Source organism: Neptuniibacter sp. UBA6509, from assembly GCA_002435145.1.
Taxonomy (GTDB): domain Bacteria; phylum Pseudomonadota; class Gammaproteobacteria; order Pseudomonadales; family Balneatricaceae; genus Neptuniibacter.
The window spans coordinates 21,322-44,932 of record DJLT01000115.1 but is presented as its reverse complement, the minus strand read 5'-3'; the positions used below and the strand labels follow the sequence as shown (position 1 = coordinate 44,932).

The window sequence follows — 23,611 nt, the reverse complement described above, 5'->3', positions numbered from 1 at the left end:
CTTTTAAAAATTACCATCCACACTCTTTCCGCAGAGGCTTTATCGCTTCAGACAAGCCACGCACATCAAAAATTGCAGTCAGAGGGTTATCATTATAAGGCACCACCTCAGCGACATACTGATCCGCCTTAATCAATCTTTTAATCGTAGGTATAGGCCGCAACTTAAAAGCAGCCGTTTTGTCTGTGGAAACACTCCACCGCTCCCTTTTTGCCTTTGCCGCACCAACTCGCGAAGTGATCCAGACATCACCACCCAAGTAATCATTCCACGAAATAAACATTTCTGTCTTATTGCTTTTACAGCGAAGCCCAAGGGAAATAGGCCTTCCACGCTTATCAATTCCTTGATCGGACTTAATACGCAAATAAACAATATTAGTATCATCTAACGGGTTAACACTTCTCGACGCCATCCACTTTCCCGAGCCCACATAGGGAGAAGAAAACCCTAGCCTCGTATCGACTAACCAATCAAAGCATTGCAACCTAGAGCCATCATTTTGAATTACGGCACAGTCAGTCAAATCCTTATTAGAAACACCTGCCGCGATACTATGCACAGGCACTACCACCAAAAACCAAAAAACTAATCTAATAACCACCAACCACTCCCTGTTTCAAGACTCCATTCGCGACCATTGCAGACACAAACCAAAGCTTAACCACTTCAAACAAAAACCAAAAACACGATTTGTGTTGACTAAACACGATTCGTGTTTTAAATTATTCACAAAATGTGATTCTGATGAAAAAACATGCAAAACCTACAACAAATATCCGAAACCCGCTGGAAATTTACCGGCAAATACACCCAAGGACTGATCACCTATGGGCGTTTCGGATTGACATGGTGCTACGAAGCAACCAACAGCAACAACAAACACCATCTGGCGGGCAACCTCAATAGCGCAAAAGCCAGATTAATAAAAAGCGATAAACCACAGGAGCCAACACAATGAAAAACCAAAAGCACATAGTGGACGGCAAAATGGACATGCTTGAAGCAGCCCGCCGCACAAACATCAAAGGTGGTCGCAACGCTCTTTATAAGCTCCTGCGGTTAAAACGGCAATTCAACACCGACAACACACCCAAGCGCCCACTTAAAGACGCTGGTTTTTTTACAGTGGAATTCACAAGCGCTCGTCAAAAAAACGGGATACGCCGCGAATACTCAAAAACATGGGTAACACCGGACGGCCTCACCTGGCTTCATGAATTTGTTGAAGAACACGGCGAAAAGAAACCTGACAACAAAAACGCAGCGTAGGGGAAAATCACATGGACGTATTTATGAATGACTCATTCTTCCTAAGCATCGCTGCGGCAATATTCCTCAGCGTCATCTGTGGAACCTATCTGTTCATGCTCACAGTAGTGATCATTAACGCTGCTATTACCGGCCAAAACATTAAGGACGCAACACAAGAACTACGGGACCAGTTTTAGTGAAAGCCACAAGCACAGAAAAAGAAAACAAAAAGCGCGCCCTAGCCCGTGACCGTCAAAGAAGAAAGCGAGCACGAGACAAAGCGCACAACCAAGCCCTAGGTATTAAAACTTTCAAAATAGACATGTTCAGCGGCACACAGGAAGCCCTGCGCAATATCCAAGAGTTCGGAGTGCTTGAGGAATGGCAGGAAGCCATCACCCTCATGATCCACAACGCCGCCGAACTCATCGAGCGTGACCCGTCACAACTTCGGGATTTATTAAATTCTAACGCCACAAGGAAAGCCGATTAATGGACACCAAGCAAACAAATAACAACGAAACAATCCGCTGCCTCTTAGCAGACAAGGCACACCTAAACGACCACATAAAAAAACAAGAAGCTGAGATCATAGAACAAGCAAAAATGCTGGGCCGCTTTGAAGCACGAGCCCTGCTAGCAATAGAGCAATTTAACATTGCAAATCCACTGCTAACTGAACAACCAGAAGAAGCAATTAAATTCCTAGAATCAGCAATAAAACAGCTCCACTCAATAAACCCAGATAACGAAACCGATAACAAGAAATGCAGCCACCAAAACTGCAAACAACCAGAAACCGGCGGCCCCTGCGCCCTCTGCTACGAATAGAAAAGGACTAAAACAATGACAACACCAACCACACACCCAGCAACACACACGCTAAATCAGCAACCGTACCGCCAAACCCAGCGCGCAATATTCCGCTTAAGCGCCTGCAACGAATGGGTACGTAGTAACGTAAGCCCCAATGAATTCCGCCGCCAAGCAAAAGCCAACGGCGAAGCAGAACAAAACAAAAGCAACCTAACAAGAGAGGAGCGCTACCTAAAACAAATAGAAGAAACCGCTGCAGAACTCCGCGAATACTACACCGTCGACACCCTGCCCAGCCCAAACACAATACGACTAAAACACGGCATAAGCGAAATATCAGCACGCCGCGCCTGCCTAATGTTCACAAAAGGCGTAACCGCAAAACAAGCACGGGATACATACAAAACATCACGCAAAAGCAAGACCAGACACTAAAGCTCATGCAAAAAAGCACCACCAAAAACGCCCCTTAACTGGGGATTTTGGGTGTAAGAGGACAACGGGTAGCTAAACGGCTACGAGGTTACGAGCTGTCCGCATTAGCGGAGTGTTATACCCAACAATTAAACAACTGAAAGTTAATATCAGGATAAGCAATGCAGCTTCAAAAATGGTCAACCGTCAATCGCAGACTCTTTGCAACAGGCTCCGGCCCAAGTCGCAAAGAATGGATGCAGCTAATAACCGAACGCGCCATAAACGGCCGCATAATCGGAGATATGGTATTTATTGATATTGACCAGCTAGCTGCAAACACTGTGTTATCAGAAAAAAAACAGGATGACATGCCCGATTTACTCAGCTAACTTTTAATGAAATCGATTATAAAAATGAAAAATATGGCCCGCCCAAAGAAAATAAGAACATTCAACGGCATTACGCTTGTGGACAATCTCTACCCTGATAACAAGGGTAGAGAGAACCACTGGCGCTATAAACGCCCGGACGGCACCTTTAAACATTTTCATGCAGACTCACCAGAAGCCGCCCTCAAAATTGCTATATTCAACAATGAGCGCCGCGAAAGCTACACCGCTATTTCAGCAAAGAAAAATCGAATGTTTGGCACCTTAGCCCACTATGTAGAAGAATATATAAATTGGAGAACTAGCCAATCACCAGACCTGCTTGAAAAATCCAGCTGGCAAAAACGCTGCTATGCACTCCACCAATTCTGCAGAGAAATCACCCTCCCATTAGGGCAGATCGAGCGAGCTGATATACACATATGGTGGGATACACTAACCGGCCATCAACAACGTCAACGCCATGCTGAATTAAGAAAATTTTTCAACTATCTAATGGGCCGCGAACTTTTACCACGGCTAGACTACAACCCATTTACACTTGCAGACGATCGCCCTCGCCTATACAAAAAAAGCCGACCCGCAAGAAAAACAGCCCGCTTAACCAGAGAAGGTTTTTGGAATATATACCACTCTGCAGGCGAACTAGGATACCAAGGCTTACAGATAGCGATGGGTATCAGCCTATTAACGTTCATGCGCGAAGGTGACATTCTCACCCTCAAGCTAGATAAAGACATTGAAAACGACCTGCTAAAAAAGACGATCGGCAAATCAGAAGAACAAAAAGGGGCCGCTAACGCATCACGGTTAAAATGGGACCTGGGCAACTACAATCTTCTGAAGCAACTGATACATAAATCGCGAGAACTCTCATTACAAAATAGGCGTTGCCCTTTCGTCATAAGCCATTGGCCCAAACAAAAAAGGCTAGGTCAACACAAAGAGCACATGGCACAAGTAACACCACGCCGATTAATATCCATGTTTGATGAAGCCAGAAAGCACGCAGGATTTACACAGCGCAATGCGCCAACATTCCACAGCATTCGATCGCTATCAGACCTGCTAGCAACTGAAGCCGGATATGACATCAAAGAAGTACAGCACGCAATGGCTCACTCTTCTGAAGAAATGACAAAAGCCTATCTTGAAGGCCACGATCTACCCTTTGAGCAAGTAAACGTGCAATTTAGTGAAAAAGAAATTGGCGGAAGCTTCTAAAATCATAGCCCCCAGAAACGACAAAACCCGCTATATGCGGGTTTTATTTTGCCTATACAAAAAAGCTAACACAGAGTTTTTGTCCGCTTTTTTGTCCGGTTTTTGTCCGGTTAGTAACTCCTAACCCTACAAGTCACGGCATATGGTGGAGCCTAGCGGGATCGAACCGCTGACCTGTTCGCTGCCAGCGAACCGCTCTCCCAGCTGAGCTAAGGCCCCATACAGAGTGGCGCTATAGTAATTAGAACTCATATGACTGTCAACTGATTGATAACGATGCGGAATCTTTAAAAAGCTTAAGTATCAAATTCAGATTGAATAATCATTAGCGCCGGCTAAATAGATGTATTGTTGCAGATCGATCTCATCATATGGAATAGGCTTACTAAAAAGATAGCCTTGCACTAGATCACAGCCCGCCTTGTCGACAAAATCCAATTGGTACTGATCTTCTACCCCTTCAGCAATAACCTCTAAACCTAAGCTATGCGCCATGGCAATGATCGCTTCGACAATCTGTCGATCATGATGATCGTGTTCTATATCTCGGACGAAAGACCGATCAATTTTTAGTGAATCCACAGGCAGTTGTTTTAACTGTGCAAGCGAGGAATATCCAGTCCCAAAATCATCGATTGAGAAACGACAGCCAACCTCTTTAAGTTCATTCAGCTGCTTTAATGCATCTTCCATGTTTTCCATTATGATTGATTCAGTAATTTCCATTTCTAGCATGGCTGGATCGATCGAGTATCGCTCTAATCGTTCTTTAACTTCGCCTGAAAAATTTTGATTCAGTAGCTGTTTAGCGCTAATGTTAATTGCAATCGGCACACAGGCTTCTTGGTGTTGCACCGCATTAGCGATCGTAGCGCAGGCAGTTTCTAATACCCAATCACCAATAGAGATAATCAGCCCTGACTGTTCAGCAATAGATATAAATTGATCCGGCGGTATAAAACCTTTTTCAGGATGCTTCCAGCGAAGAAGCGCCTCCAACATAACAATTTGTCGGTTATCTAAACGGATAATGGGCTGGTAGTACAACTCAAACTCATCATTTTTTATTGCGTGCTTTAGAGCATTTTCTATTTCGATACGCTCAATGGAACACTGCTGCATCTGATAATCAAAGAAAGTAACTCTATTCTTACCTAAGCGTTTAGACTCATACAACGCCATATCAGCATTGTTTAAAATCTCTCTTAGATCCATTGAGTCGTCCGGTAGGATAGTAATACCTATCGATAAACCTATATTAAGGCTGCGACCTTCTATAAGAATCTCCTCTCTAACTCTTTCGATAATTTGGTTCGCAACTATTTTACTGTCGTTTGAATTCTGTATGTTCATCATCAAAATGGCATATTCATCACCACCCAAGCGACAAATGATGTCACTTTCTCTCATGGTTGTTTTTATGCGGTTAGCGACTTCGATAAGGAGCTGATCCCCAGCACTATGACCTAAACTATCATTAACATTTTTGAAGTCATCCATATCAAGGTACATTAATGCGGCTTTATTTCCTGAACGACTTAAAAGCTTAAGCTCGCATTCTAACTGCTGCATAAAAAGGCGACGATTAACCAAGCCCGTCAGCACATCATAGAAGGCTAGTTCATTAAGCTGCTCTGTTTTCTCCGCCACTATTTGACGAAGCCTTTGCGGCTCTTTAAGAATATAGGAAAGTAATAAGGAGACAATAAATCCGATAATCAAACTAACAACCACCGCATGCCACAAAGTTAAAGGCCTGTTAGGTAATGGTCGGCTGAGAGTGATTTTCCATTCTGAATTTGGAACTTGTATTGGAAACGTAACCTGAAGCCGGTCTAATGGCTCGACCGAGTGAGCAAAACGCTCCCAATTTAGAGTATCAGGATGTTGTCTTGTTAATTCGTAATGATAACCTTTAAGTTCAAGCTCATTCAGATCTGTCACTTCAAGTAGCGTATCTAAGAAGATCAGTGCAGAGGCGAAGCCCCAAAATTGCTCCCCCCCCTCCTGCTTAATAAAAATTGGATTACGACCGATAACGGCAACACCACCTTGAACAAGTGCAAAGGGGCCCGCCATAGTGAGGCTTCTTTCTTTAATAGCTTTATGCGCTTCAGCTTTTCGTCGATCATCAACAAGTAAATTATGACCGAGTGCCTTTTCATTGCCTTGGAGCGGATAGATGTGGCGAATAATTCCATCGGGGGCTAGTTGAAGATTCGATATGCCACCAATAGCCGTTATGGTTTCCTTAGCGAAGTCATCGAACGCGCTAACATCTCCTTGATTAAAACGGACTTGATGGGCAAGTAGATGCGTTGCGGACAATGAGCGCTCTAATCGCCTCTCTATTGCGGATGCTTGAGAATTAGTGATCTCTGTAAGATGTAACTGCTGTTCACGCTCCCATATATTTTCATACAGAAAAGCGCCATAGCCACCAATAAAGGAGATTATTAAAAAAACCAAACAACAAACAGAGAAACGAAAATTGGTCACATAAAACCTCAGTAGAAATACAGATACATCTCTTTAGAAATGCACGCATACCTATAACTCACTCACAAATATTAAGTGATATTAAACCAGTATAGATAATCCCAACGCAGAGTTAAAAAAAAACCGCAAGAAAGCGGCTTTATTATTGAATTTATTAATAAATAATAAAATTACAACGAGCTCTAGCCCTGTATCTGACTACTTAAACTACGATACTCTTTTTCCCAACGCTTAGCTTCTTTCTTAGAAGGGCCGCCTAATACATTAACGGCATGACGTAAACGCGCACGCGTCATATCTGGACCTAGAATCGCCATGGAATCCATAACCGATACTGTCTGGTTAATACCTGCAACAGCAATAAACAGTGGGAATAGGAAATCACGAATTTTAAAGCCCATCGCTTCCGCTAACTGCTTAAGCTGAGCAAACAAACGATCTTTGCTCCAATCATCTTCTATATCCAGAAGCCATACAGAGTATTGCAGCATGCGACGAATATCATCTTTCTCTAAAGACTTATGCTCAAAATCAGCTTCGCTAATATCTAACATGCCCGCCAAAAAGAAGCTTGCGAGGGGAGCAACATCAGAAAGTTTCTCTACACGTTGCTGAATCAGTGGAACGATCTGCATCAGGTATTCTGGGTTTAATGCCCATTCCTGATATTTCGCTGCAAACTGCGCAGGATCTAGATCTTCACGTAACCACAACCCATTCAACCAGCTTAGTTTTTCCTGATCGAATATTGGACCACCCAGAGATACACGCTGAATATCGAAGTTATCGAACATCTGCTGGCGTGAGAACTTCTCGCTCTCATCCGGCATAGACCAGCCCATACGTGCAAGGTAATTAAGCAGCGCTTCCGGCAAAAAACCCATACGCTGATAATAAAGAATACTCGTTGGATTTTTACGCTTAGACAGTTTTGATTTGTCTGGGTTACGCAATAATGGCATGTGGCAAAGCTGCGGCATATCCCAACCAAAATACTGATATAACAGCTTGTGCTTAGGCGCAGAGTTAATCCACTCTTCACCGCGAATCACGTGTGTGATTTCCATTAAATGGTCATCCACTACGTTCGCCAAGTGATACGTTGGCATTCCATCTGATTTAAGTAGAATCTGAGCATCAACCATGCCCCATTCCAACTCAATGGAGCCGCGTAGCATATCGTCTACAACACACACGCCATCATCTTCAGGTACACACATACGTACAACGTAAGGAGCACCCGCCGCTTTACGTTTTGCCACTTCCTCTTCAGGTAGTGCAAGGTCGCTTTGCTTAAGCGCTGTATGGCCACCCGCAGCACGACGTGCCGTTCTTAATTCGTCTAGCTCTTCACCTGTACGGTAGCAAAGGAAAGCTTTGCCCTCTTCCACAAGTTGCATCGCATATTGAGCATAGTTTTCTTTGCGCTCACTCTGTCGATAAGGACCGTGAGGACCGCCGACATCTGGACCTTCATCCCATTCCAAACCTAACCAGCGTAAGGAATCTAATATCTTCTGTTCAGACGCATCTGTACTACGTGTTTGATCGGTATCTTCAATACGTAGAATGAACTGACCGCCGTGCTGGCGGGCAAATGCTAAGTTAAACAGAGCAATGTAGGCAGTACCTACATGAGGGTCACCTGTTGGTGAAGGTGCAACACGAGTACGAACAGTCGTCATTGGTGTCCTTGGAGTGCTTTAATTCGAAGAAAAATAATTGGAGGGAATTATATACTTAGCAGCCCATTGCGAGCCACTAAGAAATGTAACAGATCGTTATATTTAAGCAGAAAAAGTAAGATCTACCGAGAAAACCTTTATAAGACCACAAAACTCTATAGATAATTTTCCCAAATGACCGCCCCCCAGATAAGAGCCCCCATGATTAGAGCAACCATCACTACCGCAGAACCTAAATCCTTAGCTAAGCCTGCCAGTTCATGAAATTCAGTCCCTGCACGATCAACCACCGCCTCAATTGCGCTGTTAACTAATTCAAAGGCAAGCACTAGCAGGCATGTACAGATAAGCGCAGCCAGCTGCATTGGACTCTGAGCCACGACAAAAGATAACGGTATAAGCACAGCGCTAGCCCAAATTTCATAACGAAAAGCAGGCTCCTGCGCATAGGCTGCTTTAATCCCCTGCCACGAGTATTTTGACGCGTAATAAAAGCGTTTAAATCCGGTATTTTTAGCCGTAAAACCCTTTTCTGACTCACTCATGACTCTTCTAGATTCCTTTAATTCACTCAAAATTAGATAGATGCTTACTTAAGCCAAATAGGTCTAGATCATGCATCTGCGCATAGGCTAACACTTTTAAATCTAACCCCCAACTAGTTAAGAACCCGCGATAAGCTAAGAAAATTGCACTATGTGCAGCGCAAAAAACTGAGACAGTATATAATCGCGTTTAAGTTAGTAATGTCACCTGTTTGATATCCCTACTCCACATTAAATTCAACATTATAAGCTCCGCATATTAATGACCGATTTCAAAGACACACTTAACAGACGCTTCACCGTTGCCCCTATGATGGATTGGACTGATAGGCATTGCCGTTATTTCCATCGTCTCCTCAGTAAGCAAGCGGTTCTTTATACTGAGATGGTAACAACAGGCGCGCTGATCCATGCGGAAGCAGATCGTTTTCTTCGCTACAACGCAGAAGAAAAGCCGGTTGCACTGCAGTTAGGAGGCAGTAATGCTGCTGACTTAGCGCAATGCACTAAAATGGCTGAAGATTATGGTTACGATGAAGTTAACCTCAATGTCGGGTGCCCAAGTGATCGCGTTCAAAACAATATGATTGGTGCCTGTTTAATGGCCCATCCGCAGTTAGTGGCGGATTGTTTAGAACAGATGCAAGCTGCGGTAAGTATTCCTGTGACCGTCAAACACCGTTTAGGTATTGACGATATGGACAGCTATGACGAGCTAAAACAGTTCGTCGAAACGGTACGTCAATCGGGTTGTAACGTATTTATCATCCATGCGCGCAAAGCGATTCTTCAAGGTTTAAGCCCGAAAGAGAACCGTGATGTTCCGCCCCTCAAATATGAGTGGGTTTATCAGATTAAACAAGAATTTCCAGAGCTAGAGATACATATTAATGGTGGCATTAAATCAATAGAGGAATGCCACACACATCTGCAACATATAGATGGTGTAATGTTAGGGCGTGAAGCTTACCAAAACCCTTACATTCTCGCAGAAGTGGATCAGCAGTTTTATGGCAGTGATGACCCTATCATTGGACGCAAACAAGCTGTACTGGATATGATCCCTTACATAGAGCAACAGTTAGCCCAAGGCGCTTCGTTAAATCACATCGTGCGCCATATGTTGGGTATTTTTCATGCTCAGCGCGGCGGAAAACAGTTTCGTCGTTTTATTAGCGAAAATGCGCATAAACCTGGCGCCTCAATTGAGGTACTCTTAAACGCATTGGAACGTGTACCCGATTAGAAACGGAATAAATAAACATATGACTACCCAGTTAGAGCAGTTGAAACAGATTACTACCGTTGTAGCCGATACGGGCGATATTGAAGCAATCGCTCGTTTTACACCCGTTGATGCTACGACAAACCCTTCCTTGTTATTAAAAGCCGCAGCATTACCGCAATACAAAGATCTGCTGGTTACCGCTAAAAACTGGGCCGAATCCAAAGGCGGTGATGAACAAGTTCAGTTAGATAATATGACTGATCGCTTAGCTGTAGAGATTGGCCGTGAGATTCTTAACATTGTCCCTGGCCGAATCTCTACTGAAGTTGATGCTCGTCTCTCTTTTGATACTGAAGCAACCCTTGAGCGTGCACGTAAATTGATCGGCCTTTATGCGGAAGCAGGCATCGGTAAAGAGCGTATCCTTATTAAGATTGCTTCAACTTGGGAAGGTATCCAAGCGGCGCGTCAGTTAGAGAAAGAGGGTATCAACTGTAACCTAACTCTACTGTTTAGTTTTGCTCAGGCTGCGGCTTGTGCTGATGCGGGTGTTTTCCTTATCTCTCCTTTTGTGGGTCGTATTCTTGATTGGTTTAAAGCTAATGAAGAGGGTGATTTCACCGGTGCTAATGACCCAGGTGTACAGTCAGTTACCGGTATCTACAATTATTACAAAGCGAACGGATACAACACCATTGTGATGGGCGCAAGCTTCCGGAACATTAATGAGATTCAAGAGTTAGCCGGTTGCGATCGTTTAACAATCGCACCTGCATTAATGCAAGAGCTTGAAGATACAGATGCTCCACTAGAGACAAAACTGTCTGCCGACAACGCTACATCGTCTCAAGGTAAACTTTCCCTTAACGAAGCAGAGTTCCGTTGGATGATGAACGAAGACCCTATGGCGACAGAGAAACTTGCCCAAGGTATTCGTAGTTTTGCTGCTGACCAAGTTAAGTTAGAAAAACTACTCGCTGAAATCTAAATTTTAGGCGGCTTAGACACGCCAGCTTGGATGGCCACCTAAGACATTAACACTGTGTTCAACGGATTACCCTAATCAATTGAACACAGTGTTCTCATTCAAAATAATTTCAAAAAAATCACCTTCCGTTACCTACCTTTTCCTTTATTAATCAAGATCCTGACTATACTAATCTCTATGTCATCAATTTTGACCGTGGAGATATCAGATGGGCAGCGCAGTACTCCCCCTTCCTAAGATAATGTTGTTTGATTGGCACGGCACGCTGGTTGATACGCATGGCGCTATGTACCAAGCGATTGAAGAGATGCTGGCTCAACTTGATGAGCTTGATCTCGTAAGACACTTACTTCCAGAAGAAGACGCCAAAACAGAAGATGATGAAAAGCTTATCCGCTACATTCGAATCTATCGCCACCTTCATCCGCGGGTTTTAGCCGAGCAACGTATCTCCAGAACAGATGTTTTTGACGCGATCTTTGGTGACAATGATGAAGCCAATCAGATTGCGCATAAAGCCTATAATGATTGCTACCGAAACCATTACGGAAGTGTTAAACCTTTCCAAGATGGTATGTATGAGTATCTCACTTACCTAAAAAAACTAGGGATCAAAATAGGTGTAGTCACTAACCGCAGCCGCGAGTTTTTAGACCCTGAACTCGCCTGTGTTGAAGGAGGACGCTGGAAAGAGCTTTTCGATGTCACCCTGTGCGGCGACGAGATGCTACGCTATAAGCCTGCTGCAGACTCTATGATACAAGCAGCTAAGCATATCAATGAACTTGCAGATCAACATTTATGGTATGTAGGTGACAGTGTCACCGATATGATGACGGCGACTAAAGCAGGTGTTACCCGTGTCTTTTACAATGGCGCGCTCTGGTCCCCCCATTGGTTTGAACAGGTTTTTGCTGCCAATGCACATCACCACTACGATCCAGATATTATCGTCGACGACTTTGATGAGCTACTTGATCTGGTGCTTGAAAGTGAAGGCTCATCAATCGCTCAAACCTTAAAAAAACAACGACCTGCACGATTACCGGCTCGTCAACTTCAACCTAAGCGCCAAGAGCCCGACTGGCACCCTGCTCTTGCCAAACTAACTTACCCTAAAGTGATCCTGTTCGATTGGCATGCCACGCTGGTTGATACACTTGATGCGATGTATCACGCAGTCGATGATATGTTAAAAGAGTTAAAAGAGCTGGGCCTTTTAGAACAGCTAGTAGACTCTGCCCAATGCAAATCTCCCGATGACCAACGCTTAGTTGAATATGTAAGGGATAACCTAAGCTTGCACCCCAAGATAAAAATGGACCGCAAAATATCACGCACGGATATCTTTGAGATTCTATTTGCTGACAACCATGTGGCGAAGACTCTCGCGCATAAAGGCTTTACTGATCATTATCGTAAATATTATGGAAACGCACTCCCTTTTGAAGTCAAAGTTAAAGATATGCTCGAAGGGTTACGCAAGCTAGGTCTCACTGTAGGTGTTATTACTAACCGTGATCGTGAGTTTTTTGTCCACGAATTAAATACTGTTGACGGCGGCTGGGCGCATCTATTTGATACTGAGATCTGCGGTGATGATACTGAACAACGTAAGCCTCACACTGACCAAATATTAAAAGCAGCAGAAAATCTAAACATGCCCTTAGGCGCAGACATCTGGTATGTAGGCGACAGTACAACCGATGTGATCGCAGCCAAATCAGCCAAAATCACGAGTGTCTTTTTTAATGGAGCTCAGTGGGACCAACCTTGGTTAAACAAGATTTTTCCGGGGAATGCACGTTACCCCTACAAACCGGATGTTGTTGTAAATGACTTTTCAGAATTTTGGGCGATGGTCCTTTCATGCAGAAAAGCCAGTAAGCGTTAAACACTTACCCCTCTTTTTGTACTAGGTTCATTGCTAGCAAAATCAGAAAAATACCGGGTAGAAGTTTGAAATCAAAAACCTCAGCACCTAAAAATATATTCAAAATAGCGACCAATACCGGAGTCAAAAAACTATAAGCAGCCACCCTTGTAGCACCGATTGATAACGTCCCGAATTGCAGCAGAAAAAAAGTCACAACGGTAGTGAATATGGCTAAATACAGCACACTTAAATACACACCAATGCTCACTTCTTGCCAAGTAACCAACTTAAAAGAAGGTATAGATAACAGCAGTAACCAAACACTTCCGATTGCGATGACCCAAAATGTCATCACTTCCATCGCTTCCCCGACATAGAACTTCTTAATCAGCGGATTGTAAGCCGCTAAAAACAGACAACCGAGGAAAAACAGTGAATCGCCATAGTTAAACTGTAACGTTAACAGATCCGCCAGATCTCCACGAAAAACAATCCAAACAGCACCTAAAGTGCCGATTAACAATCCAATAGATCGACGTTTACTGGTTTTCTCCCGATTAATAAAAAACACATAAACCGCCGTAATAGCCGGTATGACCGTATAGATTGCCCCCGTATTCAATGCACTGGTATAGCGCAACCCTTCAAACATACACCAGAAAAATACCACCAGCGGGATGCTTAGAATCGTATAGTTTTTTGACTGACTGATACTCGGCAGATGTAGCCCATGCTTAAGAAATACATAAGGTGCAAACAGGCTAGCCGCCATGAAAAAACGTATAAACATCATTACCTCAGGCGGCATGGCTGTTGTTATTAGTGCCCCCACAGGAAAAGAACTTGCCACGAATGTCACCATCAGCAGCATCAACCCGTGAACGAGGTACGAAGGATAGGTTTTAGTTAATACTTTCATAGCTCTCACTCACTTTTGGTTTCTGCTTAAGTGCTTTAACCTCAGTTTTGCCTGGAAGCAAAAGTGCTTAAATTAAGTGAGAAGACTAACCTGTTTCTAGTTGACCGATAATCCGCTATTTTGGAGAATAACTGTTGAGTATAAGTAAACGGTGAATCTCATGGATAACATTGGCGCTATTCCAGTTTTTGTCGCGGTCATTGAGTGTGGAGGCTTTTCGCCCGCTGCTCGATTTTTGGGTATTTCTAAATCAGCGGTGAGTAAACGGATCACTCAATTGGAAGAACAGCTGGGCGTAAAGCTACTGCATAGAACCACCCGTAAGCTCAGCTTAACAGAAGCGGGTGAGCATTATTTTGAACACGCATCTAGAGCCAATAACGCAGCAAGAGATGCGGAAGATGCGGTCGCTCAACTACAAGGCGAACCACAAGGACGCCTGCGTATTAATACGCCCATGTCATTTGGACGTTTGCATATGGCCCCGATGATTCCGGAATTTCTAAAGCGCTATCCTAAGATCAGCATAGACTTGGTTATGGATGACAAAGTCGTAGATCTGGTAAAAGGTGGTTTTGATATTGCAATTCGCTCTGGAACACTGGCTGATTCAAGTTTAATTGCTCGCCGTTTAGCCCCTTTAAACAGTGTTCTATGCGCTTCGCCTGAATATTTAAAGAATAATGGTCATCCAGAGCATCTAGACGACCTTCTACAGCACAACTGTTTACCCTTTAGCTACTCAAATGACCTTAAGGAGTGGACATTTATTAAAGAGAACCACTCTCATAACGTTGTTGTGACAGGTAACTACCAAGTTAATAACAGTGAAGCCCTTAGGGATGCGGTACTACAAGGATTAGGGATTGCACGGCTACCAACCTTCGTCGCTGGCGCTGATATAAAAGCGGGCCGGATGGTCCAGTTGTTTTGCGATTATGAGATGCCCAGTCAGGAGATTAACGCCGTACTGATTGAACGCCAATTTATGCCCGCGAAAGTCCGAGCGTTTCTAGATTTTGCAATTGAGTATTTCGGTACCGAGATACCCTATTGGGATAAATAAATATCAGTTGGACATTACTGTTTACTTTTTCTCAACTTAGTCTTTCTATTTACCCTAATTATCATCCATTTCAAAACCAATTAAGCTTTGACTCATCAACTTGCATCAATTCAGCCGGCTACTTGATGAGCCCGCCAAACCTAATAAAGCTTAAAGGATTGTTATGGAACTTTTTAATGCCATTAAAGAACGTCGTGCCGTTAAACACTACGATAAAGAATCCCCTGTTAGCGAAACGGATTTCAAGCAGATTATGAGTGCCGTTCTACTTTCTCCGACCTCATACAATATTCAGCATTGGCGCTTTGTCCGCGTAACCGATCCCCTACTACGCGATCAGATCCAAGAGGCGGCTTGGGGACAAACACAAATTACCGAGGCCGCTGAACTAATCATCTTATGTGCCGATACCCAAGCATGGAGTGATAACCCGCAGAGATATTGGGCGAATACCCCAGAAGATGTTCAAGCCATGATGCTGCCTATGTTGGAATCTTTTTATAACGGCAAAGAGCAGTTACAGCGTGATGAAGCGATGCGCTCATGCGGCATGGCGGCTCAAACACTGATGCTATCCGCCAAAGCACTTGGCTATGATACGTGCCCGATGATCGGCTTTGACAATGAGCAGGTGGCGAAGATCATTAAGTTACCTGAACACCATGTTATCAGTATGATAGTCACCTTAGGCCGGGCGGCAAAATCAGCCAATAAACGTGCAGGGCAGCTCCCGCTTGAGGAAGTATTAAAGGAAAACAGTTTTTAAGGATAGCGTTAAAATCTAGCTTTTAAATAAATAGAAAGCCTGCTTAAGCAGGCCTCAACTCTCAGAAACCTTAAATCCAACTATAAGTCAGGATCAAGAATTAAAGGTCACAACATACGCGGCAAAACCCAGCCAACTGACCAGTAGAAGGCCCCAGCTCAATTTGCTTTGCCGATAGATGACAGTAGATTCAGTTTCTACCTCATCAGTCTCAGTAATAGAGCGTTGCGCTTGCTGTAACTTACGCTTCTGTTTATCTAATGCGCGGGATTTCTCTTTATTGCGCTTTTTATACTCTTCAATCCCTTTTTGAATACCTTGGGCAATTAACTTTGTTTGTTCTTTTGTTTGCCCCGGACGCTGCGTAGCTTTAGCAACGTGCATTGCCTCAGCAACTACTTCATCAGACACTTTTTGCTTCTTCGCCATGTGTACTCCTAATTAATTGACCTATTATCACATGAGTATCGACCCGAAGAATATGCTCCACACTTAAATCTAGGCACTTCTACCTAAACACGTATATCTAAACACTAAATTTAAAGAATAGAATCAAAAGCTCTGATTATGAGACAGCAGTTATGGGGCAGCCGTTATGGGACAGTGATTATAAGATAACAGTTTGAGGCCGCTTACTTGAAATAAAGATCGTATAAACGCTGGGTATCACCCTGTTTTTGTAACTGTAACAAGGCCTCAGAAAAGCGGTAAGCGACACTTTCCTTATTAACGATCGAGGTAAAATTACTGATGCTGACCCGGACACCTGGATCATATTCTAAATTTGGCCTTTCAGAAAACAGTAAAGAATTACGCGCAAATCCCATGTACATAGGAATAGACTCACGATTAATTGCATTGTGATGAATTCGAATACCTATATCTGCAAAACGATTTATACCGTTTCGCCTTTTATAATCATCTACAATTTCAATATCAGCGATGTAGAAATCCCCCCGGCCTACCTTTAGAGCCCTTATAACGGACTCCATGGACAACTTGCTCATTTGTGTAAGCGAAATTTTAGGGTAAATATCATCCCATTCAGATTTACTACTTCCTAACTCGATAATGAGCGTGCCTTCAGCCTCTTCCATATCACTGATTTCAGGTATTGAGTCCAGAGAAACAAGTACCTCCTTTGTTAGCAGTCCATTAGGCAAATAATAGAGATATTTTGCGCGATCTGTGGAAAAGGAGGAGCCCGGGTAGAAATCAATATTACCTAAAGCTAGTTCCTTATGAAGCCTTTTTTTAGGAATTCTGACGGTCTGCAATCGGTAACCTATTTTCTCAGCGGCTTTTGAAAATAGATCAACATATAAACCTGAATTATCTCTCGCATCACCAATTAATGGAGGCTTAGCAATCGCTTTATAGCCCATCACAATAACCTTTTCATTCCCCGTTACACTCAACGGAAAAATAAGGATCGCGACCAACCAGATCAAATTAAAAAGCTTCACAGCAATTGCCTTTTACTGTTATTGAATCTAAGTGCAGATACCTAATTATAGATGGCATCATCATTATTGTATGTGAACATACCCGCTACTTTATGCTATTAGTCTAGCGATTCCCCACCCCTCACTCAGCTCAACAATTAGATAAAAAACTCTTCTTATGCAATTCCCCTAAATTAAGAAAATTTCTTATATTTCAACTGTAAAATAAAGCGTACCATTTGCGTCTAATACACACGCCCACTCAATATATTAGCTGTTATTGATAAATTCGCCCTACAAGGAATGTAGTGAATCATGTCTGCAAATTCACTTAAATTAATAAAAGACTTAGATAACTATAAATTCATCTATTATTGGGCTTGCCCCGAGAGCGGTAAAGTCAGCCCAGATTTGCCGACATTGCTACATGCTGGTGAATGGATTTGTGAATATCAAACAGCGCAATATAAACATCGCGAACGCCGCAAAGTGATGAAAGACCGCCGTAGGAATACTGTTCAAAAAAACACACCAGAATTAGATCTAGTTTATTCCAGACGACTTAAACCAGAAGGGCGTCGGGTAACAGACACGCTTCCAGTTATAGACCTTGATATGACGCCTGAAAAATTCAACGTAATGAAAGATCAATTATTAAACTGATCACTCAAAACGTAAAAGGGGCTCGTATACTATATCTCTTCCCTAATCAGAGACATGAGTTCAGCACCTAACGTTAAATCGTCTAGATGGCCCAGCTTAACTTTGCGTAAACTGCCCTGACGATCTATCACAATGATAGATGGCGTGCCTTCTAATTGATAAGCATCTAAAGTCTGAGGAATTCGCCCGCCTTTATTCTTACTCGGCATATCAATAGCGACGGGAAAGCTAACTTTGAACTCATGTAAAAATGCTTTTAATGAAACCTCTGTCATCGCATCATGATGCTCAAACACACTGTGCAACCCAATTACCGCTAAATCATCCTTTGGAAATAAAGCAGAGACTCGCCGTGCCTGAGGAATGGAGTTTAAAATACAACTCGGGCATAACATCTGAAATACATAGATAACCACCACTTTCCCTTTAAGCTTCTCTAGTGAAAGCTCTTCTTCAGTGTTTATCCATGTTTGAACATTTAATTTAGGGGGTGAATTAATACTTTTAATCATATTACTCTCCAAATTAAAGGCGTATGTAAGCTTTACCCGTCTTAGCTATTAAGCCACATTACTAGAGAATCTAACTACAGCGACTTAACTAACTTATGACGCTCTTAGGCTACAAGGTTAGAAAAAGGGTCCGTTCATGACCGGCTCAATAACGTTGATGGCCCTTGTCTCATGACCCTATTCTTAGCCTTTCTTAGTCCAGCTCTTAATACAGCTCTCAGCTCACATAGCCCTAGGCTTTAGACATACTAACTATGGCACAAATAAGCAGTTCTCTTTTAAAGAGGAATAAATTCCTTAGTAGATTTGAAAATGACACAGCAAAAATAACAAAAAAGCCCGATATAAATATCGGGCCTTTCGTTATGGCTGAAGTTATGACTGAAGTTATGGCTAAGTTACGGCTTATGAAAACACAGCAAAATTATGCAATTCAATTAAGCAACCTGTGCAGCCCTCTCTTGGTCGGCAATATACTCATCATAAGTGCCTTGGAAATCGATGACTTTTTCATCTTTAATTTCCACAATACGAGTAGCAAGAGAGGACACAAACTCACGGTCATGACTTACAAAGATGATGGTGCCATCATAGCCAGCCAAAGCATTATTTAACGCTTCGATACATTCCATATCCAAATGGTTGGTTGGCTCGTCCAAAATCAACACGTTGGTTTCAGACATCATTAACTTGCCAAACAACAAGCGGTTCTTCTCACCACCTGAACAAACCTTGGCTTTCTTATTCGCATCATCCGCTGTAAATAAAAGACGGCCCAACATGCCACGAACAGCCAAATCATCATGTTTAGGTGTACGCCACTGGGACATCCACTCAAACAAGGTAAGATCAGAATCAAAATCATCAGAACTGTCCTGTGGGCAATAACCAATCTCTGCATTTTCCGCCCACTTAACATCACCTTGATTTACATTAAGTTCGTTCAAAAGGCAGCGTAAGAACGTTGTTTTACCGACACCGTTTTCACCGATAACAGCCAGCTTAGCGCCCGCTTCTAAAATCATATTACCGCCGCTGAAAAGCGTTTCGCCATCAAAGCCATGAGATACATCTTCGATCACTAGCGCCTGACGGTGAAGCTTCTGATGCTGCTTAAGAGCGATATAAGGTGCTACACGGCTTGAAGGCTTCACTTCATCAAGTTTGATTTTATCCATGCGCTTAGCACGTGATGTCGCTTGTTTCGCTTTCGATGCATTTGCTGAGAAACGGTTAACAAACTGCTGAAGGTCTTCTATCTCCGCTGCTTTTTTAGCATTATCAGCATGTAACTGATCACGAATAAGCGTGGATGCGGCAACAAAGTCTTCATAGTTACCGGGGAAGATACGCAGTTCACCGTAATCGATGTCTGCCATGTGCGTACAAACAGAGTTTAAGAAATGACGGTCATGAGAGATGATGATCATTGTGCATTTACGCTGGTTAAGTACATCTTCCAGCCACGTAATGGTATGAATGTCCAAGTTGTTGGTAGGCTCATCCAAAAGCAAAATATCAGGATTAGCAAACAAAGCCTGCGCCAGAAGCACACGCAACTTCCAACCCGGTGCCACTTGGCTCATTAAACCAAAATGAAGCTCTTCAGCAATACCAGCAGATAGCAGAATCTCGCCTGCACGGCTTTCTGCGGTATATCCATCCATCTCTGCAAACTCACCCTCTAGGTGAGCAACCTTCATACCATCTTCTTCAGACATTTCAGGTAAAGAATAGATACGATCACGCTCTTGTTTAACTTCCCAAAGGCGCGTGTCTCCCATGATTACCGCATCAATTACGCTGTACTCTTCAAATGCAAACTGATCCTGACTCAAGGTACCTACAGTATATCCTGGTGTGATAGATACATTACCTGAGGTCGCTGCCAATTCACCGCTTAGAATTTTCATAAACGTCGATTTGCCACAACCATTTGCACCGATTAAACCGTAGCGGTTACCGTTGCCAAATTTGGCTGAGATGTTTTCAAACAGGGGCGTAGAGCCAAATTGCATGGTGATGTTTGCGGTAGAAATCAAAGAAGTGTACCTGAGCGCTAAATTGAGAGGATAAACCAAGTAAAAAACGGCCTACATAAGGGACGCGAACTATAAAGAGTTGAAGCCAAAATGTCGAGAAAGAACTGTACAAAAAACAAACAAATTCCGTTTAATTAGGTGCTCTGCTATTTATGTAATAAAAAAACGCGATTTGGTATTAAAAAGAGCTACTTAAATGTAGCCAAAAAGAGCACGTAGAAATTCCTTTATCGCTTCAGTCCCAACTAATACGACCAGAGCAATCCATACAGCCACTCTCAAATGAATCTTCGATATCACCTGTCTGTATGGTTTCACACTCTTCGCAACAGCCCGGTGAGCGGTGTTCCTCTAAACAGTTTAAACAAAGCCACTGATGATCAAATTCGAACACCGTATGTTGCTCTTTACGGCAGATATGGCAGTGGGCTTGAGCCTCGTCATAAGTATCCGGGGGTTCCTCTCCACATACTTTGGGTTCGTTTTGACTTACAACGAGTGAATACGAAAAAGGCTCCTTACAGCTTGTACATTTTTGATGACGGGCACCATCATAGATTCCCTTTGCACCACAAGAACACTCTATCCGAACATACCGAGTCTTAGTTTTGCATAATAGACAGTGACTAAAATAGATTGGTGAGAAACCGGGCTCTTCCACAGCCGCTTCATAACCACATGAAGGACAATTTACTATTTTGGCACCATGAGATCGATGACAATCAATCTCATTTTCTAACAGGCCAAAACGATCTCTTGTAGGTGGACTCAAATTAACCTCAAACAACAATTAACCTCAAACAGCAATAAGCCTCCAGCAACCATAAAACCGAATAACTGTATGAACATAGTAGCTGAGACTTTATTCTCATTTACGCAACAACTCTGTCTATTATTCGTACAGATTATCTTTATACAACAATCATACGGGGATAAAGCTTAGAAAGATTATAAAGGAACTCTTTAACGGGTGGGCAAAAATTGGCGCAACTTCCATCGAGCACGACCTCAAAAGACATATTTTAGGTGGGGTTTATAGCTACTTTATACCTAAAACACTCGCAACTCTTTGTAAAAACAATAAGTTAATTGTTTAATTAATGTATGACTAGTCAATTTAGATAAATTACTTCTATAGTTATGTGTATCTAAACTACTGTTGTTTCCATATTCTCATTAAGGATGTTGTGCATGCCTTCATTTCTTCGTAATTCATCAATCGTCAATCAGCTTGTCACAATACAATTAACAATCGTACTGTTTGTATTCACAGCATTAGCTCTTTTCGTAAACCATGAAGTTAATCATGGCGTTATCGAAACAGTTGAGCATTCCATTGTAGAACATGCAGAACAACTATCAAAAAATGTTGATTTTTATAACGCAACATTGCAGCAACAAACAGACCGAATTGCTGATGTCTTTGTTCAGATGTTCACTGAAGAGATGACCACGTCACTCTATGAAGAAGTAACCGTTGGTAAATTCCAAGTGCCTGTTCTCATGAATGATGGGGAGGTGATCACTAATAATTTTGAAAAACCGGACAGGTTTACCGCGATGACCGGCGGATCGGCGACTGTCTTCATGCGTGTAGATGATGATTTTTTGCGTATTAGCACTTCTTTGCGTAAAGCTGACGGAACACGTGCATTTGGTACGATGTTAGGTAAATCCCATCCAGGTTACAAAAAATTAATAAATGGTGAAGAGTATCGTGGACCCGCTGCGCTTTTTGGCCGCAACTATATGACCAAGTACGTCCCATTTAAAGATACTAAAGGCGAAGTTGCTGGCATTCTTTACGTTGGCTTTGACTACACAGCAAGTTTGGCCGAACTAAAGAAAAGCATCTCCGAGTTAACAATCGGTGAAACAGGATTTGCTTTTATTGTTGACCTAAAACCCGGTAAAAACCAAGGCACCCTAATTCTTCATCCAAGCGAAGAAGGCAAAAATATAACCACCGCTATTCAAAATGGTGACCAAATTCTAAATGCGATCACATCCGCACAAAAGGGAACGATTAACATTCCAACCACATCAGCCAATGGTGACACAAGAAATCGTCTACTCGCTTTCTCACAAGCAACAGAGTGGAATTGGGGTGTTGTTGTCGGCAGTTACGAAGAGGAATTTACGAAGGCCGCTGATAAATTGCATCTACAGATGATCATATTGTCGATTGTTTGTGCAATTATCATCATAGGTCTGCTATTCATTACACTACGTATAAAGTTAAAACCTATCAGCACTATCTGCGGTTATATGCAGGCAATAGGTGACGGTGATTTAACAACGCGAATTAACACAGATATGGGTGATTCTGCTGATACCAATAATGAGATTCATCAACTAAGCCGAAGCGCTAAAGCAACCGTGGGTGGTTTACGTAAAGTAACTAAACAACTCAACAATACAATGAACACAATCAATACACATCTACATACTGTGTCAGGTGGAGTTGATCGTTTAAATTCAGACTTAAATAGACAGCAGCAAGAAACAGAGATGGTCGCCTCAGCCATTTCCGAGATGACTTCAACCTCTGAAGAAGTTGCAAGCAATGCAGCGTCAGCAGCTCAACAGACTCAACTCGCCAGTGCCGAAGCTAATAATGGAGACCAACTTGTTCAAGAAGTTGTTAACTCAATCCAGAGCATATCTAGTGAAGTTAACGAACTCACCAACATGATCGAACAGGTTGAACAAAACAGTAACTCTATTGGTACTGTTATGGATGTTATTCAAAATATTGCCGAGCAAACCAACTTGCTCGCTCTTAATGCTGCGATTGAAGCCGCACGTGCTGGCGAAGCGGGTAGAGGATTCTCAGTTGTTGCTGACGAAGTGCGTAACCTTGCCCAACAAACGGCCAAATCAACCACTGAGATACGTGAAATGATTGAGCGCCTACAGGGTAATACTCGTAGCGCAGTCCAACGCATGGAGCTAAGTAATGACAAAGTGAAAAGCAGTGTTGAGATGACGTCTCAGGCAGGTGAAGCATTGAGTGCAATCACTAACTCTGTTTCCAGCATATCTGATGCAAGCGTGCAGATTGCCTCAGCAGCGGAAGAGCAGACATCAGTAAGTGAAGACGTCAGTCGAAATATTGAAAACATAAGCACAATTGCTATCGAAACATCGAGCTCCAGTAACAATATGGCACAGGCGATTTCTGAACTTGATAATGCAGGAAAAGAACTACAACGTGTTATTGGGCTGTTCAGAACTTAAAAAAGTAACTGAAAGCTAATTTTGATTTTTACATTTA

Annotated in this window: 24 protein-coding genes and 1 tRNA gene; 14 read left to right on the top strand and 11 right to left on the bottom strand. The window is 42.7% G+C overall.

What is annotated here, in order from left to right:
• Positions 1–10 precede the first annotated feature (10 nt).
• Entirely contained in the window at positions 11–604 is a 594-nt protein-coding gene (locus B4K11_RS14435; protein WP_292953596.1) for a type VI secretion system-associated protein TagO, read from the bottom strand.
• 153 nt (positions 605–757) lie between these two features.
• Here B4K11_RS14435 and B4K11_RS14430 point away from each other — a divergent pair, with 153 nt between their 5' ends.
• From B4K11_RS14430 to B4K11_RS14400, 7 genes are all read left to right on the top strand, one after another.
• Positions 758–961 (top strand): hypothetical protein, encoded by a 204-nt coding sequence (locus B4K11_RS14430; protein ID WP_292953599.1) that lies wholly within the window; start codon positions 758–760, stop codon positions 959–961.
• Positions 958–1,272, top strand: a complete 315-nt coding sequence (locus B4K11_RS14425) for a phage antirepressor KilAC domain-containing protein (RefSeq protein ID WP_292953602.1) — start codon at positions 958–960, stop codon at positions 1,270–1,272. The genes B4K11_RS14430 and B4K11_RS14425 overlap by 4 nt, the downstream gene beginning before the upstream one ends.
• 178 nt (positions 1,273–1,450) lie before the next feature.
• On the top strand, positions 1,451–1,747 hold the full coding sequence (locus B4K11_RS14420; protein ID WP_292953605.1) for a hypothetical protein: 297 nt from the start codon (positions 1,451–1,453) through the stop codon (positions 1,745–1,747).
• Positions 1,747–2,085, top strand: a complete 339-nt coding sequence (locus B4K11_RS14415) for a hypothetical protein (protein WP_292953608.1) — start codon at positions 1,747–1,749, stop codon at positions 2,083–2,085. The genes B4K11_RS14420 and B4K11_RS14415 overlap by 1 nt, the downstream gene beginning before the upstream one ends.
• Positions 2,086–2,100: 15 nt before the next feature.
• Complete coding sequence (locus B4K11_RS14410) at positions 2,101–2,505, top strand: hypothetical protein (RefSeq protein WP_292953611.1); 405 nt, start codon at positions 2,101–2,103, stop codon at positions 2,503–2,505.
• Positions 2,506–2,666: 161 nt separating this feature from the next.
• Positions 2,667–2,876, top strand: coding sequence for a hypothetical protein (locus tag B4K11_RS14405; RefSeq protein ID WP_292953614.1), 210 nt, complete (start codon positions 2,667–2,669; stop codon positions 2,874–2,876).
• 6 nt (positions 2,877–2,882) lie between these two features.
• A complete protein-coding gene (locus B4K11_RS14400; RefSeq protein WP_292953617.1) occupies positions 2,883–4,100 on the top strand; it encodes a tyrosine-type recombinase/integrase in 1,218 nt (405 codons plus the stop codon).
• 143 nt (positions 4,101–4,243) lie between these two features.
• Here the strand turns inward: B4K11_RS14400 and B4K11_RS14395 are convergent.
• The 4 genes from B4K11_RS14395 to B4K11_RS14380 form a co-directional block, all read right to left on the bottom strand.
• Positions 4,244–4,319 (bottom strand) — tRNA-Ala (locus B4K11_RS14395).
• Between the two features lie 90 nt (positions 4,320–4,409).
• Positions 4,410–6,599 carry a putative bifunctional diguanylate cyclase/phosphodiesterase gene (locus B4K11_RS14390; RefSeq protein ID WP_292953620.1) on the bottom strand — a complete coding sequence of 730 codons (2,190 nt, stop codon included), beginning with the start codon at positions 6,597–6,599 and terminating at the stop codon, positions 4,410–4,412.
• A gap of 182 nt (positions 6,600–6,781) precedes the next feature.
• Positions 6,782–8,284: a glutamate--tRNA ligase gene (gene gltX, locus B4K11_RS14385; protein ID WP_292953623.1), complete on the bottom strand. Its 1,503-nt coding sequence runs from the start codon at positions 8,282–8,284 to the stop codon at positions 6,782–6,784.
• 155 nt (positions 8,285–8,439) lie between these two features.
• Positions 8,440–8,829, bottom strand: coding sequence for a diacylglycerol kinase (locus tag B4K11_RS14380; RefSeq protein ID WP_292953626.1), 390 nt, complete (start codon positions 8,827–8,829; stop codon positions 8,440–8,442).
• 262 nt (positions 8,830–9,091) lie between these two features.
• Between B4K11_RS14380 and dusA the strand changes: the two genes are divergently transcribed.
• From dusA to B4K11_RS14365, 3 genes are all read left to right on the top strand, one after another.
• A complete protein-coding gene (dusA, locus tag B4K11_RS14375; RefSeq protein WP_292953628.1) occupies positions 9,092–10,075 on the top strand; it encodes a tRNA dihydrouridine(20/20a) synthase DusA in 984 nt (327 codons plus the stop codon).
• A 19-nt stretch (positions 10,076–10,094) separates the two neighbouring features.
• Positions 10,095–11,045 (top strand): transaldolase, encoded by a 951-nt coding sequence (gene tal, locus B4K11_RS14370; protein WP_292953631.1) that lies wholly within the window; start codon positions 10,095–10,097, stop codon positions 11,043–11,045.
• Between the two features lie 208 nt (positions 11,046–11,253).
• Positions 11,254–12,939 carry an HAD family hydrolase gene (locus tag B4K11_RS14365; RefSeq protein WP_292959446.1) on the top strand — a complete coding sequence of 562 codons (1,686 nt, stop codon included), beginning with the start codon at positions 11,254–11,256 and terminating at the stop codon, positions 12,937–12,939.
• Between the two features lie 4 nt (positions 12,940–12,943).
• Here the strand turns inward: B4K11_RS14365 and B4K11_RS14360 are convergent, their stop codons facing one another.
• Positions 12,944–13,840: a DMT family transporter gene (locus tag B4K11_RS14360; protein WP_292949998.1), complete on the bottom strand. Its 897-nt coding sequence runs from the start codon at positions 13,838–13,840 to the stop codon at positions 12,944–12,946.
• Between the two features lie 160 nt (positions 13,841–14,000).
• Here B4K11_RS14360 and B4K11_RS14355 point away from each other — a divergent pair, with 160 nt between their 5' ends.
• A complete protein-coding gene (locus B4K11_RS14355) occupies positions 14,001–14,906 on the top strand; it encodes a LysR family transcriptional regulator (RefSeq protein WP_292949997.1) in 906 nt (301 codons plus the stop codon).
• 163 nt (positions 14,907–15,069) lie between these two features.
• Positions 15,070–15,672: a nitroreductase family protein gene (locus B4K11_RS14350; protein ID WP_292949995.1), complete on the top strand. Its 603-nt coding sequence runs from the start codon at positions 15,070–15,072 to the stop codon at positions 15,670–15,672.
• Positions 15,673–15,765: 93 nt separating this feature from the next.
• Here B4K11_RS14350 and B4K11_RS14345 read toward each other — a convergent pair whose 3' ends face one another.
• Positions 15,766–16,101: a DUF2956 domain-containing protein gene (locus tag B4K11_RS14345; RefSeq protein WP_292949993.1), complete on the bottom strand. Its 336-nt coding sequence runs from the start codon at positions 16,099–16,101 to the stop codon at positions 15,766–15,768.
• A 203-nt stretch (positions 16,102–16,304) separates the two neighbouring features.
• Complete coding sequence (locus B4K11_RS14340; RefSeq protein WP_292949991.1) at positions 16,305–17,138, bottom strand: substrate-binding periplasmic protein; 834 nt, start codon at positions 17,136–17,138, stop codon at positions 16,305–16,307.
• A gap of 294 nt (positions 17,139–17,432) precedes the next feature.
• On the opposite strand from B4K11_RS14340, the gene B4K11_RS14335 reads away from it, so the two are divergent.
• Positions 17,433–17,780 carry a hypothetical protein gene (locus B4K11_RS14335; protein WP_292949989.1) on the top strand — a complete coding sequence of 116 codons (348 nt, stop codon included), beginning with the start codon at positions 17,433–17,435 and terminating at the stop codon, positions 17,778–17,780.
• 29 nt (positions 17,781–17,809) lie between these two features.
• On the opposite strand, the gene B4K11_RS14330 is transcribed toward B4K11_RS14335, so the two are convergent.
• The 3 genes from B4K11_RS14330 to B4K11_RS14320 all read right to left on the bottom strand — a co-directional run bounded on the left by B4K11_RS14330 (position 17,810) and on the right by B4K11_RS14320 (position 21,106).
• Positions 17,810–18,292 (bottom strand): redoxin family protein, encoded by a 483-nt coding sequence (locus B4K11_RS14330; RefSeq protein ID WP_292949987.1) that lies wholly within the window; start codon positions 18,290–18,292, stop codon positions 17,810–17,812.
• A 437-nt stretch (positions 18,293–18,729) separates the two neighbouring features.
• Positions 18,730–20,334, bottom strand: coding sequence for an ABC-F family ATPase (locus B4K11_RS14325; protein ID WP_292949985.1), 1,605 nt, complete (start codon positions 20,332–20,334; stop codon positions 18,730–18,732).
• A gap of 235 nt (positions 20,335–20,569) precedes the next feature.
• Positions 20,570–21,106 (bottom strand): hypothetical protein, encoded by a 537-nt coding sequence (locus B4K11_RS14320; RefSeq protein ID WP_292949983.1) that lies wholly within the window; start codon positions 21,104–21,106, stop codon positions 20,570–20,572.
• Between the two features lie 419 nt (positions 21,107–21,525).
• Here B4K11_RS14320 and B4K11_RS14315 point away from each other — a divergent pair, with 419 nt between their 5' ends.
• Complete coding sequence (locus B4K11_RS14315; RefSeq protein ID WP_292949981.1) at positions 21,526–23,574, top strand: methyl-accepting chemotaxis protein; 2,049 nt, start codon at positions 21,526–21,528, stop codon at positions 23,572–23,574.
• Positions 23,575–23,611: the final 37 nt, after the last annotated feature.